Genomic DNA, 16,921 nt, shown 5'->3' on the forward strand with positions numbered 1-16,921 from the left:
AATAACCGTGCAAAATAATTCTCGTAATCCATGCCCAACAAGGTATCCGTGAATAAAAAAATTATTTAAAAATATCTCTTGCCTTGAAGTCGACTCAAAGGTTTAGTATTTGGTTATCGAATTTCGAAGGGATGTTTTAAATATGATTAAAGATAAAGTTGTTTTAATTACAGGTGCTTCATCTGGTATTGGAGCCGCAACAGCTAAACTATTGGCAAGTAAAGGTGCAAAATTAGTTTTAGGTGCTCGTCGTGAGGACAAGCTTCAACAATTGGTTAAAGAAATTGAATCAGACGGTGGAACTGCCGTTTATCAAACAATCGATGTGACTGATGCAGAAGCTAATAAAAAAATTGTTCAATTTGCTAAGGATACTTTTGGTAAGCTGGATGTTATCTTTTTGAATGCTGGATTGATGCCTAACTCACCATTATCTGAATTGAAGACCGATGAGTGGAATAGCATGGTTGACGTTAATATCAAAGGTGTCCTCAATGGAATCGCAGCAGTTTTGCCAACATTCAAAGCACAAAAATCTGGTCATGTTATAACAACATCGTCAGTTGCTGGTCTCAAAGCCTATCCAGGTGGTGCAGTTTATGGTGCTACTAAGTGGGCTGTCCGTGATTTAATGGAAGTTTTGAGAATGGAATCTGCTCAAGAAAACAGTCATATCCGTACAGCAACAATTTATCCGGCAGCTATTAAGACTGAATTGTTATCTACTACGACTGACAAGAAAACTTTGAAGGGTGCTCAAGCTCTTTATGATGAATATGAAATTAGTCCTGAGCGTGTAGCCAATGTGATTGCTTTTGCGATTGACCAACCGGCCGATACAAATGTTAGTGAGTTTACAGTAGGTCCAACCGACCAACCATGGTAAAATGTGGTCATTATGAGAATAAAAGAAGTTTCTGCTAAATTTAATATTCCAGCTGATACATTACGTTATTGGGAACGTGAGGGTGCCATTCCTCCAGTAAGCCGCAATGAAGCAGGCTATCGAGACTATGATGAAGAAGATCTTGAATGGATTAATTTTGCCAAGTGTATGCGTGATGCTGGAGTAAGTATTGAATATTTAATCGAATATATCACGTTATTCAAACAGGGTGATGCTACGCTCGAGGCGAGAAAAGACTTGTTGCGTGAACAATTGGATACGATTGCTAAACGTCTCCATGAAATTCAGCATACTTATGATCTTATTAAAGATAAGTCTGAACACTATGAGACTCACGTTGAAGGTTATCATGGAAAGTTATTGAAGTAAGCTTTTGTGTTTCAAAAGATAAGGCAACATGATAGTATTATTTCGAAGTTACTATTAATTGATAGAATTTCACTCCGAGTGTTACTGCAATAACACTCAACTAGCATTAGTCATTTAAATTTCTCCTCTCTCATTCGATGTTTTTCCAGAAATGGCTCTCGATTGAGGGAGGGGGCTTTTTTATGCGCACAACAAATTATACTTTGATTCGATTATTCATTACACTAATACGAAAGAGGTCTTTATTATGAAAATGCCTGCATATAATTTAAAACAGCCACTATCTAAAAATGACTTGATTAAATCTACATCGAAAAAAGATTTTGCAAAGAAATTATTTAATGATAAAGATGAGATTAAAAAGAATACAAACGAAATTCTAAATAATCCGAAAATTTCATCTGTAGTAAAAAGACTCTCAAAAATTTAATTATTTGAAATTTACCTAATTCTATTATTTGTAGGATTAGGTCTTTTTATTTTTTGAAATGATAATTGAACAATCACTAACTCTAAAATTCGAACAAAAAAGCCACCCACAAGTGGATAGCTAATTGTTTTAAGTTCGTTTTAAGTTCATCAATACCATCGATATTATGACATAGCCAGTGAATCATTGATTGGGCCTGATGGTTATCAATCGTGCTTGAATCAAAGTTTATAACTTACGAAAGATTGGCAAACTCTTCCATTATGTCCTCCATGGAAACGGTCTTCTTGTCGTCTTTAATCCAACGTTTGTGGGCTAAGTCAGCAGTTTGCCGATCGTATTCATCTTCCAGTTTTTTATTCGCAAAACTTTGATCCAAAATAGGCCTAATATCGTCAAAATATAAGCATCAGTGCGATTTATAATTTATTGTTGCATTTATCAAATAATAGATTATCTAAATTTAGTTGATTTTTAGGAAATACAGTTCGAATACATGAAATAGTTTGGCAATGCTGTTATAATGTACTTGCTAATGGTTATAGATACATTTTAGATAATGAAATATGATACAAACTCCCAGGAGAAACGCGTAGCGTTTCTCTTTTTTCTTGTCCTCAAAGGGTTTAACTAGAAGTTGAAGTAGCTTTATACTTAGTCCAGTAGGTAAAATATATTTGATGATTTTTCGTATGACGTGGATCATCAAAGTAGAATTTGTCATAAGTTTAAATAAAAATAGTTTTCTTTATGAATGATTGGCACAGATTAACACAATTTAGTCATATTTATAAAGATACCTTTTTATAAAGTGATTTTAAGTAATTATGTTAAGATTAATATCGTCTTGTATAAATTAATTTATATTAACGAAAGGACATCTGTGAATATACGGGTGATTGGTATTTTTTAATTGATAAATACACGTAAAATTGAGCGCAATTTATTGGTAGCCAGCGCCACGTTAGTCGGTTTGAGTGCTGGTATGATGGCGGAAACCAATGTTAAAGCGGATCCAACATCCGGTTCAGGTAATAAAGCAGTCGTTGTTGCAGATGATCCAGATAAAGAAGTTGTCGAGGATGATTCTGAAAGTGATAGTACTTCAGGCGATTCCGATGATTCTTCTAGCGTTGGTAAACAAACTGGTGATTCTGTTGAGTCAAAGACTGAGGATGAAAGTACATCTGATACTCAAGCTGGAAATACTGTTGGTGGTAATTCAGATACCCAAGATAAAAGTGTTTCAGAGTCTGATACTGGGGATGAAGAATCTGGAGATGATTCTGATGCCGCAATGGATAAGGGCTCTCAAGAAGAGAATTCAACTTTGGATGTCACGAAGACTGATGATACTGATAAATCAATTGATGTAGCGGATAACAAAGTCCAAGAGGATACTGACGAAACATCTGATTTCAGCTTTAGCAAAGATGCTAATGGTTATTACACTGTAACTGGATATACCGGTGCGGCTCAAAAGGCTGCTAATGGTGGAGTTGCTCCCAAGTATTCAACGGATATTACGATTCCGGATACTTACAATGGGCAACCAGTTATCGCAATTGGTGATAATGCTTTTAATAATGACGGCAGTAGCAATGATAACTTGTCGATCGTGGACGGCTTGACTTCGGTTACTCTGGGTAATAATTTGCAGTGGATTTCACAGGGTGCTTTTAAAGGGAACAAGTTGACTTCAGTTAGTTTTCCCAATGGTATTTGGTCGATTGGTGATAATGCGTTTGAGGATAACAGGTTGACGGATGTTGATTTGAATCAGGTTGCTCAAATTAATGATTCTGCTTTTAAAGATAATGATATTGATAAATTAGTTATTCCTGATAAAACAACTGATATTGCCAATGAAGCTTTTGAAAATAATCAAATAACTGAATTAACTTTGGGTAAAAGTCTTAAAAATATTAATACTTCAGTTTTTGAAAATAATCAAATTGGTGGAGTCATAACATTACCTGAGAATCTAACAGGATTAGGAGACCATGCGTTTACTAATAACAAAATCACAGGAGTTAACTTTAATGATAAGTTGACGGTACTTAATACTGGGGTTTTCGAGAATAACGAAATTACTGATCAACTGACATTGCCTGATCAGATAGTACAAATGGGTGATCATGCTTTTGCCAACAATAAAATTACTGGTCTGAAATTGAATAATAAGATAACAGTGCTAAATACTGGAGTTTTTGAAAATAACGAAATTACTGGTGAATTGACGTTACCAGACCAGATATCACAAATGGGTGACCAAGCGTTTGCTAATAATAAACTTACTAGTGTAAAGTTAAGCAATTCGCTAACTAGATTGAATACTGCAGTTTTTGAAAATAATGATTTGCAGGGTACTTTGACGTTGCCAGATAATATAAATTATATTGGTGACAATTCGTTTTCTAATAATAAACTTACTGGTTTAGTAATAAATTCTAAGGCCATAACGATTGGTACATCTTCATTTCAGGACAATAAATTGGCCAATACATTAGTTGTTCCAGCGAGTGTGACTAATGTTGGTGAAAGGGCATTTGAAGGTAATAGTTTAACTAGAGTAGATTTCAATGGCCATCTTGATAATTTAGGTAATGATGCTTTTAAAGGCAATGATTTACAAATTATTAATAATAGTAAAAATATCAGTACGATTGGTGATGGGGCGTTCGCTGATCAAGGCGGTTTACAAGTAGATTCATATGCGACTTATACACAGGCATTGGGGATCAAAACAGCAATCGAGAAAAAGCTAAATTTGGTGGACAAAGATTTAGCAGGATTAAATTTTTCGCTTGATGGGACTCAACTAACCTATAATGAATATTACGATGCATTAACTCTTCCAGAAAAATATCAGGGAGAAAACGTAACGATTGAAGTTACTATGAATTCTGGCGGTCAAGATACTGGCTGGTATGGAATTAATAGACTTGAACTTCATCTCACCAAGGAAATGGTCACAGCTGATGTCACGATTCCAAGTAATTTGGCCACTAATCCCGTTGTAAAAGGCGTTACTGGTCAAGTCGGCACACATGTAAAAGTTGATGTCCCTGAAGTCGACGGATATGATTCATTTGAACCAACTCAAGTTGATGCAATAGTAAATGACGATACAATCGCGACTACCGATCAGGTAACGTATACTAAAAAAGCTCCAAGTACTAGCGGAGACACTGATAAGCCGGATTCTGGCGAACCGACAAAGCCCATTAAGCCTGATAAACCAGATAATCCAGAAACACCGGACAAACCAGGCAATCCATCAACTCCAGTTGAACCAAGTAATCCAGGTACTGGCTCAGATGATGGTAGTAAAACTGAGCCAACTGAGCCTACAAATCCAGTTAAACCTGTTGATCCGACAACACCAACAGAACCATCTACACCAAGTGAACCTTCAGGCAATCCAGATAACTCGGGGAGCTCTGACAATTCTGGTAATTCTAAGGATAATTCATCTTCGAATAGCGACTTCGGTTCCAATAACTCAGGAGTTATCAATATTGGTCAGAATCTAATAAAGGCTGCTCCTAAAAGCGGGAGTTATACACAATCTGATAAAAAATATAATTATAATCAATCATTGAATACAGATAACCCAGTATCACGGGCACTTCTGAACCAAAGCAATGCAATTAATAAAGTTAATGCATCAACAATTTCAACTGGTTCAAAATTGCCTCAAACAAGTGATAAAACTAATAATCTAGCATGGTTAGGTACGACAATGTTAGGAATTATTGGTTGGTTTGGTTTTAAACGTAAAGAGGAATAAATAGTACACAAAAAGGGCGGTCAATTTGACCGTCCTTTTGTATTGAAAAAATTAATAACCATCCAAAGTTTCTTGAAGTTCTTTTTTAACTGCCGCAATCAAACTCTGTGGAGATTTCACCGTAACTAGATTACCTTGACCCAAGACCCACATCTTAGCACCGTTGAAAAACATGTTTCCATAAACAACAACACTGCCGTCAGGATTTTTAAAGATTTTACCAGATTCAGTTCGTTTGACTTTAGAGTTAGGCAGCTGATCCAAAGCTGCAGGGTAGTAACCACGATAGTTAAATTCGTAAGAGATGGCGCTGCCACTATTTAAACGATAGGATTTATTACGAATTGATTCCTCATCTTCATATTTACCCCGAGGTACCTCAAATGTTTTCCGTTTAACTGTAACGTCTAAGAATCTATCCAGCCGATACACGTAGGTTATACCGTCATCGATGTTTTTTATCTTGTCAGAATTTAACCGGTACATAATAACGTAAAAATAATTGCCGGAAAAATATAAGCTCAACGGTAAACCAACTCTGATTTTATTAGAATGACCGGCAGGATTGCTGTCGCGATAGGTGAAAGTAATTGCCTTCTTTTTACTGATAATATCGTGAAATTTTTTAACACGATCCACAAGGTCATTATCTTGATTAACGGGAAGGTAGCCACCAGTTTTTAGTGCTGTCATCATATCTTTAATTTCTTTTTTGTGATTATCAGAAACAAGCGCAGAAAGACTATTGGATATTTCATTTAATTCTTCTTTTCCAAAAGCTCGACTACCAATTAAAACTTTCATAATTGTGAGTACTTCTTCGAAATTTAAAAAGTCATTTTGGGTTAGATAATAAATATCATCTTTTGTATTGTGATGAAAGTCAAAGTATTCAGAGGGTTTAATGATATGGTGAATTATTTCCATATCACGTTGAATGGAACGGTCCCCACAATTGTATAGCACCATATTTTTCTGCATGTCGATTCTTTCACCACGGAGCATCCTGGCAAATGTATTCGCAATTCGAGTATTACTATCCATTTTGGTTCATCCTTTCGTTTAGAGACCCTCTTTAATCAAGTCCCATAACATTTCAAAGCGCTTGTCGTAATTTGGATCGTTCCAAGTTCCTTTAAAATTAGGTAATGTGAAAATTGAAAAAGCAGCCAGAATTATTTCTGATTTTTCAAAATTATCATCTGAATAATCCATAATTGAATTAATCTGTTGATAGGCGCTGATAAGTACATTATGCAGAGCCACAGGGTTATTGTCGATATATTCAGTGTTCAAAGCGAACATTCGCGGATTATTATTGAAAGTATTCTTTTTGGCGTTAACGAAATCCCAAAGCCAATCGTGGAGTTGTTCCTTAGAAGATTTATCAGTTGAAATACTAATTTGTTGAATAATTTCACGGTAAAACCAAGTCGAAGCAACAGCTTCCCAGAGTGCCTGTTTATTGCGGAAATGTTTATATAAAGCTGCATGGGAAAGTCCCAGTTCAGAAGCAATTTGGTCCAAAGTTACATCAGTATTGCCCGTCTGCATGATTAGCTTTTCAGCAGTCGTGAGAATTTTATCTCGAGTTTTTTGAGCCATAGTCAAGAAAGACTCCTTTTAAAATTTTATAATCTTGAGGTTAGTTAAATATCCCGTCTACAGAGCTGGAAAATATTCACTAGCTGTGCGGAACGGTCCTAGCCAAAGAGCGGTCTCGAACCTCGGTTTGAAGCCTTGACACAGTTCGTCAAGTCTCCAAACACGCCCGGTGGTATAAGGACGGGAAATCTCCAGTCCTTATACCACTTCCACGGCACACAAATATTTTCCAGCTCTTCCGACTAATTAATCGTTATTAATTGAATATTAAAATATTCAAATACCTTTATATTCAGCTTACTTTAGATACTGAAATATAATTGATGCGAATATTACAATAAATCATCAACTATTCTTATGCGTATTTAATATGTATTTTTATTAAGAATACGATTCTAATTGTTTGTAACAATTAACCTTTGATTATGAATTTATTCTAACACAAAAAAGTCACAAGTAACTTTATTTGACTTTTGTAACCAAAGAAGCTAAGATAGCTACAGTTATAAAATACAAATAAAGTTACTTAATGGGATTAAGAGGAGACTTTTAAATGCAAGCAGCTCAATTAATGAAATACGATAAGAATTTCAAGTTGGTCGTTAAGAATATTCCTACACCAACACCTAATGAAAATGAGGTTTTAGTTAAGGTTAAAGTAGCCGCGGTCAATCCTTTGGAAATGTTGATCGGTACCGGTAGTGTCAAATTTATTCAAGATTACGACAAGCCTTTAACGATGGGTAATGAATTATCGGGCGTTGTTGAGTCTGTTGGTAAAAATGTGGATAACTTTAATGTCGGTGATGAAGTATATTCCCGATTGCCACTAACAAAAATCGGTGCATTCGCAGAATACGCAGCAATCGATTATCGAGCTTTGGCCTTGAAGCCTAAGAATTTAGATTTTGTCCACAGTGCCGCTGTTCCTTTGACAGGATTGACAGCTTACCAAGGTTTGACTGAAGAATTACAAGCACAATCAGGCCAAAGTGTCATGATTCCTGGTGGTTCTGGTTCATTCGGACAAATGGCCATTCCGATTGCAAAACAACTCGGATTGAAAGTCATGGTCAGTGGTAATGCTCGTGCTGAACAAGCGACTTTAGATATGGGCGTTGACCAATATTTCGATTATCGAAAAGATAATTATTGGGAACATTTAAAGAATATTGATTACGTTATTGATACGATTGGCAGTAAAGAAGAATTTGCTCATGAATTACAAATTTTGAAGCCACAGGGAAGAGTACTTTCATTGAGAATGGGACCTAATCGCCAATTTGCCAAGGATCGTAACTTATCATTCATAAAGACGATGTTATTCTCAATCGCTGGTAGTTCAATTGATAAACAAGCTAAAAAATCAGATGCAGACTACCGTTTTATCTTTGTTAGAAGTGATGGCGAACAATTGAAAAAGATTACTAAAATTGTTGAAACTAATAATATCAAACCGGCGGTTGATCCAACTGAATTTAAATTATCAGATATTAATGAAGCCTTGAACTATGTTGCAACTGGACATCCCAAGGGAAAAGTTGTTATTAAATTTTAGAGATTATTGGAGAAAATGACAAATGGCAGAAATGCATTATATTAAAGCAGAAAATAAAAGAATTTTAGCTACTAACGGTGTGGAATATGCTTATCGTGAATTGGGCGAAAAAACTGGCGTTCCAATTGTTGCGTTGAATCATTTATCCGCTAATTTGGACAATTGGGATCCAGTTATAATCGATGGTTTAGCAAAAACTCACTGGATTATTACTTTCGATTATGAAGGTGTCGGCGGATCAACTGGTAGCGTTCCAGATACTATTCAAGGGATGGCCAAGGATACTGCCAATTTCATCGAAACACTAGGTTTGAAAAAGGTTGATATTCTAGGCTTCTCAATGGGTGGCATGGTTGGACAAGAACTAATGGAATTAAAGCCAGAACTCGTGGAAAAAGCAATTTTAGCCGGAACAGGTCCTCGTGGTGGTGAAGGAATTTCCAATATAATCAAGCTGTCTGACAGGGAACTATTAAAGGCAATCGTAACGTTCAAGGATGTTAAAACTTACATGTTCTTTACTAGAACAGCCAACGGTAAGAGTAGTGCCAGTGCATTTATCGAACGTCTAAAAATTCGTAAAGATGACCGTGATAAGACAATTAGTTGGCCTTCATACCGTAGACAATTGCATGCAATTAAGCTTTGGGGAGAAGACAGACCAGCTGATTTATCAAAGATTGATCAACCAGTTTTAGTGGTCAATGGTGATGATGATATTATGGTTCCAACAAAGCCTAATACGTATGATTTGCATGAAAGATTAGTAAATAGTGAATTGATTATTTACAAAGATGCCGGACACGGAAGTATTGCTCAAAATAATGTTTCATTCGTGAAGAGTGCTAACGAGTTTTATTAAAAGTTGGGCCGCCATCGAGCAGCAGTAATATAGTTCTGCTGTGAGGACCGGTCCGAGCCGAAGTGCGGTCTCGAACCTCGCTTTTGAGCCGAAGACCGTGTCTCAAAAGTCGTCCTGTGGTGTAATGGCTAAAGCCATAACGCCACCTTCACGGCAGACTATATTACTGCTACTCGATGGCTAGAGTATTTGTCTTCTGATGTTAAATTAAAATATTGATTATTAAATCTTTAAAATCAAAAAATGAGATGTATTACACCTAATTTAGGTGTGATACATCTCATTTTTGCATATATTCTTGAAAAGATAACTTAATTCATAAAATTAGTCGGAAGGGCAGAGAATATTTACCCGCTGTGTGTGGTGTAAGAGCTTCAGCTCTTACACCACCGGGCGTGTTTGGAGCCTTACCGAACTTGGGTAAGGCTTCAAACCGAGGTTCGAGACCGCTTTGTGGCTCGGACCGGTCCGCATAGCAGGTGAATATTTCTCTGTCCTGGAGACGGCAAATAATTATTTAACTTGAGCTAATGCGTTAGCAACGGCTTCTTTAATAGCTTTACTTGAAGCTGAAGCACCAGAAACGGCATCAACATCAACTGAATTCTTTTCAACGATTTCCTTAGGCAATTCTTTAACAGCCTTGAGACCGTAGTCGTCAGATTCACTTTGTTTCAAAACTTCGATGTTTTGAATATCGTCTTTACTGTCAGCTGTGACACGGACAACGATTTCGTTACCCATACCAGCAGTTGATTTACCGATATATTGATTGTCTTTTGTTTCGTAATGTTCTTCAACAACGTCAGAGCCTAAGCCTGATTCGTGAACACTGGCAGATGATTCAGCATCAACTTTTGGCTCGTCAACTTTGATTTCATCCTTAGTTTCAGCAGCGTTTTCACCAGCAATCTTACCAAAAATCAAGTTTTCAGCTAAATTACTACCACCGTTATATTGACGACCCATCAAGCTTCCTAGTTCACCAATGGCATAAAGTTGAGGGATAACGACATCATCGTTGTCAACAACTTCAGCCTTAGAATTGTGAACGGGACCACCTTGAGTATTCAATAGTCCTTGAACCATGGCAAGTGCATAGTATGGACCATCGCTAAAGGCTGTCAAAGTTTCGGGGTCACGGTTGTATGCGTAATCACGTTTGATATCAGCAAAGTGGTTGAAATCTTTGATTGTGTCAGTTAATTTCTTAACATCAACGTTCATAACTTCAGCGAGGCTTTCAAGATTATCAGCTTTAACAACTGAATCCATGAATTCTGGATATGGAGCATTCTTGTCGCCAGTCAATTCGTCATACTTCTTTTGGTCAAAGACAACGTATGGGTGACGTGGAGCTAATGGAATTCTCCAGTTACCGTGATCCTTGATGTGACCATGTCTGTGAATTTCGTTTTCGTCAAAGTAACGTGTACCGTCATCGCCGACAACGATTAAGCTACCTTGGTGGAAAGCAGGCCAGTCGAATGGCAAGAATTGTGAACGTTGACCCTTAGCAGGCTTTGGGGTCAAACCATGGAAAATACCATAGGCTTCGTAGTTATCCATGTTGTAAAGCTTTGCACCGACTTCACTGGCCATTTTGACACCGATACCTTTGTTATAAAGTGAACCGATTGGGTTCAAGCTTGTTTCGCCAAGGTAAGTTTCAACCATCTTAGGATTGTTTTCAAAACCACCAGTTGCCATAACGACACCGTTTTTGGCTCTGACATTTAAGTCTTTGCCATCACGTTTAATTTGAACACCAACAACGGCTCTGGTATTAGGGTCTTGAATCAAGTGTTCAGCTGGTGTGCTGTACAAAATATCGATCTTATCAGCGCGGTCTAAGACTTGTTGACGCAAGTTCTTCCAGAGTGCAGAATCAGCAACGCCTTCATGCATAGCAACTAAATCGTGAGTAGCTTGTCCGCGGAATTCTGGGTATTCATGAGCCATAAAGTGTAAGGCTTTTGAAACAGGTGATTCGGGATGATCTCTCATGATAAATGGCTTTACACCAAGATAATTTTCCAAATAATCAGGAATACGATATAAACCTTGGACATAAGTTTCCATTAAATCTTTATCGTATGACAAAGGAAAAGCCAAGTCTTGGTAATATTTACGTAAATCGTCAAGGTCAGCACCAGTTGAAATAACTTGTCCGGCGTAACGAGTATTACCACCTTCATGACCTTCGGGAGCTGAATCTGTGATTAAAACTTTGGCACCATTATCAGCCGCAAATCTGGCAGCAGAAGCACCAGCACCACCGAAACCTAGAACGACGACATCATATGTTGCGTCCCATTTTAAATTAGAATTATCAAACATTTTATTCACTCCATTTCCTCTTAATGATAGGATAAATATAACTCTAATTATAAAACTTGTGAACAAGTTCCTTTTGTCGAAATCGACATAAAAGGCTATTATGAGTAGTGTTCACGAATATAAAATAATTTTTGCTTCCGTCTACAGAGCTGGGAAGTATTTCGCCTGCTGTGCGGACCGGGCCGAGCCAAAGTACGGTCTCGTCCCTCGGTTTGAAGCCTCGCACAACCCGCGAGTCTCCAAACTCGCCCGGTGGTGTAATTGCTAAAGCAATAACGCCACTTCCACTGCTGGTGAATACTTCCCAGCTCTTCCGACTAGATAATTGGTAATACTTGAATGTAATAGTGCTCAAATGTATTTATATTCAAGTAATTTTTGATTATGAAATATTTAAAATATTTTTAAAATGAATTGAGGAAACCCTGATGAGCCTAATCAATAAGAACTATTACGCTTTAGGAACGGTGATAAATTTATCTGTGGCTGCACCTGCTGATGAAAAAGATTTGGATGCCGGTTACGAATTGATTCAACGTTTTGAAGATAAGCTAACTGTTAACCGTGAAAAATCAGAAGTCATGTCGATCAACCATAATGCCGGAATCAAGGCTGTAGCAGTACCTGAGGATACTTATGGTCTGATTAGACGTGCTGTATTGGTAAGTCGCAAGCACCTTGGTTTTAACGTTGCCATTGGACCATTGGTGAAACTTTGGAAAATTGGTTTCAAAGGTGCCAACCGACCAAGCGATGCTGATATTAAGGAACGCTTGAAGATTATCGATCCAGAACGAATTCAATTGGACGATGAAAAGCAGACTGTTTTCTTACTTGATAAAGGTATGGAAATTGATCTCGGCGGAATTGCCAAAGGGTACATTGCTGATCAAATTAAGCAATTATGGTTGGAACGTGGTGTCAAAACGGGCATTATTGACTTAGGTGGCAACGTCTTATTAGTAGGTCCAAGTCAACATACCGATGAGTTGTGGACGGTTGGGGTTCAAAATCCAATCAAGCCTAGAGACGTCTCGCTCGGTGTTGTTAAGACTGATGCTAAATCAATCGGTACATCAGGTATTTATGAGCGTAAATTAATTATTGATGGTCATGAATATCACCATATGTTCGACTCAAAAACAGGTTATCCAATCAAGAATAACCTTGCCAGTGTCACGATAATTAGTGATAAATCGATTGATGGCGAAATTTGGTCAACAATTGGTTTCTATCAAGGAATTGAGCAGGGGAAAGCATTGATTGAAGCACAACCAGGTATCGAAGCAGTTTTCATTACCAAAGACTTACAAGCTGTGGAAACTAGTGGCCTACAGGGAAAATTCACTTTGATGTAATTGATTTATTTCGTGAAAGAATTTACAATGACCAAGACACAAAAATATAAATAAATGCGTACCGTGTTGTTGTATGCCTCGTTACAAATATTTTGTTGTTAACGATAAGATGATTTCAGATTTGATTAATAACGATTAATTAGTCGGAAGAGCTGGGAAATATTTCCCAGCTCTGGAGACGGCATATTTAAATAACACTAAACGTAAATAAATGGGATGATTAATGATATGAATAAATTTATTGCTATTGTTGGATCCAACTCCAACAAATCAACCAACCGCGAATTGTTGCAATACATGCAAAAACATTTTCAGAATCAAGCCGAAATTGAATTAGTTGAAATTAAAGGTTTACCAATTTTTAAGAAGAGTGCTGACAAATTTGTACCTCAAGCAGCTAGAGACATTGCTACCAAAATTGAAGCAGCTGACGGAGTTATTATCGCTACACCTGAATATGACCACTCAATCACTGCTGCTTTAACAAGTGCATTAGCTTGGTTGTCATATGGAATACATCCATTCGTTGACAAGCCTGTAATGATTACAGGAGCTTCATATGGCTCACTTGGTTCATCACGTGCTCAATCACAATTGAGACAAATCTTAGATTCACCAGAGTTGAAAGCTCGCATCATGCCAAGTTCAGAATTTTTGTTAGGTCATTCACTACAAGCTTTTGACGAAAATGAAGAATTAAAAGATGCTAATGAAGTTAAACAATTAGATGGTCTCTTTAAAGACTTCTTACAATTTGTTGAAATTGCGAAACAATTGAACAACGCCAATGCTGTTAACAAGCAAAAGGCTGAGCAATTTTCATGGGATAAAGATTAGGGGGAAAAACATGAAACTAGTTGGTATTGCAGGATCAATTGCTGATCAATCATACAACCGAACATTACTAAAATTTATCGCCAAGCATTTTGAGGGTCTAGTTGATATTGATGTATTGGATATTAACGATGTACCAATGTTTAGCCAAGATGACGATCAAACTAATAGTGATGCAATTCAAAATTTATGTAAAAAAATCGAAGGTGCTGACGGTGTAATTATCGCTACACCAGAACACAACCACACTGTACCTGCCGCTTTGAAGAATGTAATCGAATGGCTTTCATATGAAGTTCATCCTTTTGATGGCAAGCCTGTTATGATTGTTGGAGCTTCATACCACACACAAGGTTCATCACGTGCTCAATTACACTTGAGACAAATTCTTGAAGCACCCGGTGTCAATGCTATCGTCTTGCCTGGTAACGAATTCTTATTGGGTGATGTTAAGAATGCTTTTGACGAAAAAGGTGATCTCAAGGATCAAAGAACCGTTGATTTTCTACAATCAACTCTTCAAAACTTCATTCGTTTTGCCAAAGTTATCAATATGATTGGTCAAACAACTGATTATGAAGAAGAAGATTTGAGTGCTAAGAACGGTACTGATACAACTGTTAAGGGCGTTGATATGAACGCTGACGACTGGCTGGATCAAGCTGCTAAGAAAGTTAATGCTGTTGAAGGCAACACATACGTCAAATTGGATAGCGGATTATTGACAGTTAACCAATTGAATTATTTCCTCAAGACATCTCCAGTCGAATTGACTTATGTTGACGAAAATAATCAATTTATTTACTACAATAATGCTGTACCAACTGAAAAGATGTTAGCCAAACGTACACCTGCTCAAGTTGGGGATGCTTTGGATAAAGTTCACCCAAAGATTTCTCGTGTCTTAAAGCATGTTAAGCAAGTTATCAACACGTTAAGAACAGGCAAGACTGACTTAGTTTCAATGCCTGTACCTGGTGGCGATGACAGTACTCATGTTATGCATTACTACAAAGCAATGCATGATGAAGAGGGTAATTACAAAGGTGTTAACGAATGGGCTGTTGATGTTAAACCAATCGTTGACCAATATCTCCAAGAAACTGGTCAAAAACTAGTTAAAGATCCTGATGCCAAGGTAGATGCAACAACGGGTGCTTCAGAAAAGCCCGAAGTTGACGCTACAACTGGTGCATCAGATAAAGCCGAACCAGAAGTTGCTAAACCTGAAGTTAAAGTAGATGCAACATCAAGTGCATCAAAGCACTAATAAAAAAGCGTTGAAATCATGAAAATGAAATCAACGTTTTTTGTGTGCCGTCAAAAGAGCTGAGAGTATTTCACCTGCTATGCGGACCGGTCCGAGCCGAAGTGCGGTCTCGAACCTCGGTTTGAAGCCTTACCAAAGACCGGTAAGGCTCCAAACACTAATGGCTAAAGTCATAACGCCACACCCACAGCGGGTGAATACTCTCAGCTCTTTTGACTAGTTGGTTGGAGTTGTTGCAGTGGATTAAATATTTTGAAATATATTGCTGACAACTGGAGAAGGTTATATTTATGCGAACAAAAAAACAAGTCTGTCTGAGGAGGGCAGGCTTGTTTTATACCATATATGTAACGGCATTACCAGTAGTGTCAGGGGTAAGATATGAACGCTTGTGAGGTTTCCATATTTATCAAATAGAGAGAGGGATTCGCTAATTAATGAAAGCATTCAAAGTAAATTATTATTTAAGGGATACGCATTTGAGGGTGGGAAGTAGGATTGATTGAGGGGGCAATTCTACTTCAGAATGCGAGTAAGCTTTATTGGTAACGATATGAGGATGTATCGCAACCTTCATTAAGAATAAAAAGAAGGAATGTTTGTTTGATCATATCTTTACCCCTTTCACAGTTACTAATATAGCATATATGTTTAAACATGTAATTTCATAATAGAAAAATTATTTTTTATAAATCTGACGTATTATTTTTGGACGGGCGTTTTGAAGGGGGCCGTCTCCAGAGCTGGGAAATATTCACGAGCTGTGCGGACCGGCTCGAGCCGGAGTGCGGTCTCGAACCTCGGTTTGAAGCCTTACCAAAGACCGGTAAGTCTCCAAACACTCCCGTCCTTATACCACTACCACGGCACACAAATATTTCCCAGCTCTTCCGACTAATTAATCGTTATTAATTAAATGTATCTATATTTGATTCATCTTGAATGAAAAGTAATTCTTTGATTTGGAAAATCAAATTAAGCGACTTCAACCTTATTAAGGATATTAAATGTCTGCAAATTTGTCGAACATAAACCAAAATTGAGTCGAACAAATATATATAATTGGAATTTTAGAAAAAATGATTTTGGAACCGATCTGGGATTCTCGAATATTAAGAGATCAAAAGCTTCCAGAATATCCCCGAGTTCAAAAATAAACTAGCCGGAGGATGACAGTAATATAGTCCGCTGTGGAGGTGGCGTTAAGGCTTTAGCCTTTACACCACGGGGCGAGTTTTGAAATTCGCGAACTGTGCGAAGTTCAAAATCGAGGTCCGAGACCGTACTTTGGCTCGGACCGGTCCCCATAGCGGACTAATATTACTGTCATCCTCCGGCGGCACGGAAAAAAAGCAAAAAAAAACAAGCTCATCTTGGGGGGATGAACTTGTCTTTGCTACAAGAATGTGTAGCGACATTACCAGTAGTGTCAGGGGTAAAGATATGAATGCTTGTGAGGTTTCCATATTTGTCAAATAGAGAGGGATTTGTTAATTAAATTAACGAAAGCATTCAAAGTAAATTTTTTGTAATGGGATAACGTATCTAAGTGGGAATTGATTGAGGGGGGCAATTCTCACCTAAATGGCGAGTAA

General features: G+C 37.4%; 13 protein-coding genes. 9 read left to right on the plus strand and 4 right to left on the minus strand.

Features of this window, described 5'->3' with window-relative positions:
• Nucleotides 1–142 precede the first annotated feature (142 nt).
• The 3 genes from AAA923_RS11090 (at nucleotide 143) to AAA923_RS11100 (ending at nucleotide 1,706) form a co-directional block, all read left to right on the plus strand.
• The gene (locus AAA923_RS11090; protein WP_338217135.1) at nucleotides 143–886 is read left to right on the plus strand and encodes an SDR family oxidoreductase; all 744 of its coding nucleotides are present in this window, start codon (nucleotides 143–145) and stop codon (nucleotides 884–886) included.
• 12 nt (nucleotides 887–898) lie between these two features.
• Complete coding sequence (locus AAA923_RS11095) at nucleotides 899–1,276, plus strand: MerR family transcriptional regulator (protein WP_338217136.1); 378 nt, start codon at nucleotides 899–901, stop codon at nucleotides 1,274–1,276.
• A 247-nt stretch (nucleotides 1,277–1,523) separates the two neighbouring features.
• Nucleotides 1,524–1,706, plus strand: coding sequence for a hypothetical protein (locus tag AAA923_RS11100; protein WP_338217138.1), 183 nt, complete (start codon nucleotides 1,524–1,526; stop codon nucleotides 1,704–1,706).
• A gap of 235 nt (nucleotides 1,707–1,941) precedes the next feature.
• On the opposite strand, the gene AAA923_RS12345 is transcribed toward AAA923_RS11100, so the two are convergent.
• Nucleotides 1,942–2,085 carry a DUF6290 family protein gene (locus AAA923_RS12345; protein WP_366150653.1) on the minus strand — a complete coding sequence of 48 codons (144 nt, stop codon included), beginning with the start codon at nucleotides 2,083–2,085 and terminating at the stop codon, nucleotides 1,942–1,944.
• 534 nt (nucleotides 2,086–2,619) lie between these two features.
• Between AAA923_RS12345 and AAA923_RS11105 the strand changes: the two genes are divergently transcribed.
• The gene (locus AAA923_RS11105) at nucleotides 2,620–5,499 is read left to right on the plus strand and encodes a leucine-rich repeat protein (protein ID WP_338217140.1); all 2,880 of its coding nucleotides are present in this window, start codon (nucleotides 2,620–2,622) and stop codon (nucleotides 5,497–5,499) included.
• Between the two features lie 51 nt (nucleotides 5,500–5,550).
• On the opposite strand, the gene AAA923_RS11110 is transcribed toward AAA923_RS11105, so the two are convergent.
• Together AAA923_RS11110 and AAA923_RS11115 are read right to left on the minus strand one after the other, a co-directional pair.
• On the minus strand, nucleotides 5,551–6,543 hold the full coding sequence (locus tag AAA923_RS11110) for a helix-turn-helix transcriptional regulator (protein ID WP_338217141.1): 993 nt from the start codon (nucleotides 6,541–6,543) through the stop codon (nucleotides 5,551–5,553).
• An 18-nt stretch (nucleotides 6,544–6,561) separates the two neighbouring features.
• A complete protein-coding gene (locus tag AAA923_RS11115) occupies nucleotides 6,562–7,104 on the minus strand; it encodes a TetR/AcrR family transcriptional regulator (RefSeq protein ID WP_338217143.1) in 543 nt (180 codons plus the stop codon).
• A gap of 553 nt (nucleotides 7,105–7,657) precedes the next feature.
• Here AAA923_RS11115 and AAA923_RS11120 point away from each other — a divergent pair.
• Nucleotides 7,658–8,662, plus strand: coding sequence for an NADP-dependent oxidoreductase (locus tag AAA923_RS11120; protein WP_338217145.1), 1,005 nt, complete (start codon nucleotides 7,658–7,660; stop codon nucleotides 8,660–8,662).
• Between the two features lie 22 nt (nucleotides 8,663–8,684).
• Nucleotides 8,685–9,524 (plus strand): alpha/beta fold hydrolase, encoded by an 840-nt coding sequence (locus tag AAA923_RS11125; protein ID WP_338217147.1) that lies wholly within the window; start codon nucleotides 8,685–8,687, stop codon nucleotides 9,522–9,524.
• Nucleotides 9,525–10,037: 513 nt separating this feature from the next.
• Here the strand turns inward: AAA923_RS11125 and AAA923_RS11130 are convergent.
• A complete protein-coding gene (locus AAA923_RS11130; protein WP_338217148.1) occupies nucleotides 10,038–11,864 on the minus strand; it encodes an FAD-binding protein in 1,827 nt (608 codons plus the stop codon).
• Between the two features lie 428 nt (nucleotides 11,865–12,292).
• Here AAA923_RS11130 and AAA923_RS11135 point away from each other — a divergent pair, with 428 nt between their 5' ends.
• The 3 genes from AAA923_RS11135 to AAA923_RS11145 all read left to right on the plus strand — a co-directional run bounded on the left by AAA923_RS11135 (nucleotide 12,293) and on the right by AAA923_RS11145 (nucleotide 15,326).
• Nucleotides 12,293–13,222: an FAD:protein FMN transferase gene (locus tag AAA923_RS11135; RefSeq protein ID WP_338217150.1), complete on the plus strand. Its 930-nt coding sequence runs from the start codon at nucleotides 12,293–12,295 to the stop codon at nucleotides 13,220–13,222.
• A gap of 228 nt (nucleotides 13,223–13,450) precedes the next feature.
• Nucleotides 13,451–14,059: an NADPH-dependent FMN reductase gene (locus AAA923_RS11140; protein ID WP_338217152.1), complete on the plus strand. Its 609-nt coding sequence runs from the start codon at nucleotides 13,451–13,453 to the stop codon at nucleotides 14,057–14,059.
• A gap of 10 nt (nucleotides 14,060–14,069) precedes the next feature.
• The gene (locus AAA923_RS11145) at nucleotides 14,070–15,326 is read left to right on the plus strand and encodes an NAD(P)H-dependent oxidoreductase (RefSeq protein ID WP_338217154.1); all 1,257 of its coding nucleotides are present in this window, start codon (nucleotides 14,070–14,072) and stop codon (nucleotides 15,324–15,326) included.
• The last annotated feature ends 1,595 nt before the right edge of the window (nucleotides 15,327–16,921 follow it).

The organism is Companilactobacillus muriivasis, assembly GCF_036246245.1.
GTDB lineage: Bacteria > Bacillota > Bacilli > Lactobacillales > Lactobacillaceae > Companilactobacillus > Companilactobacillus muriivasis.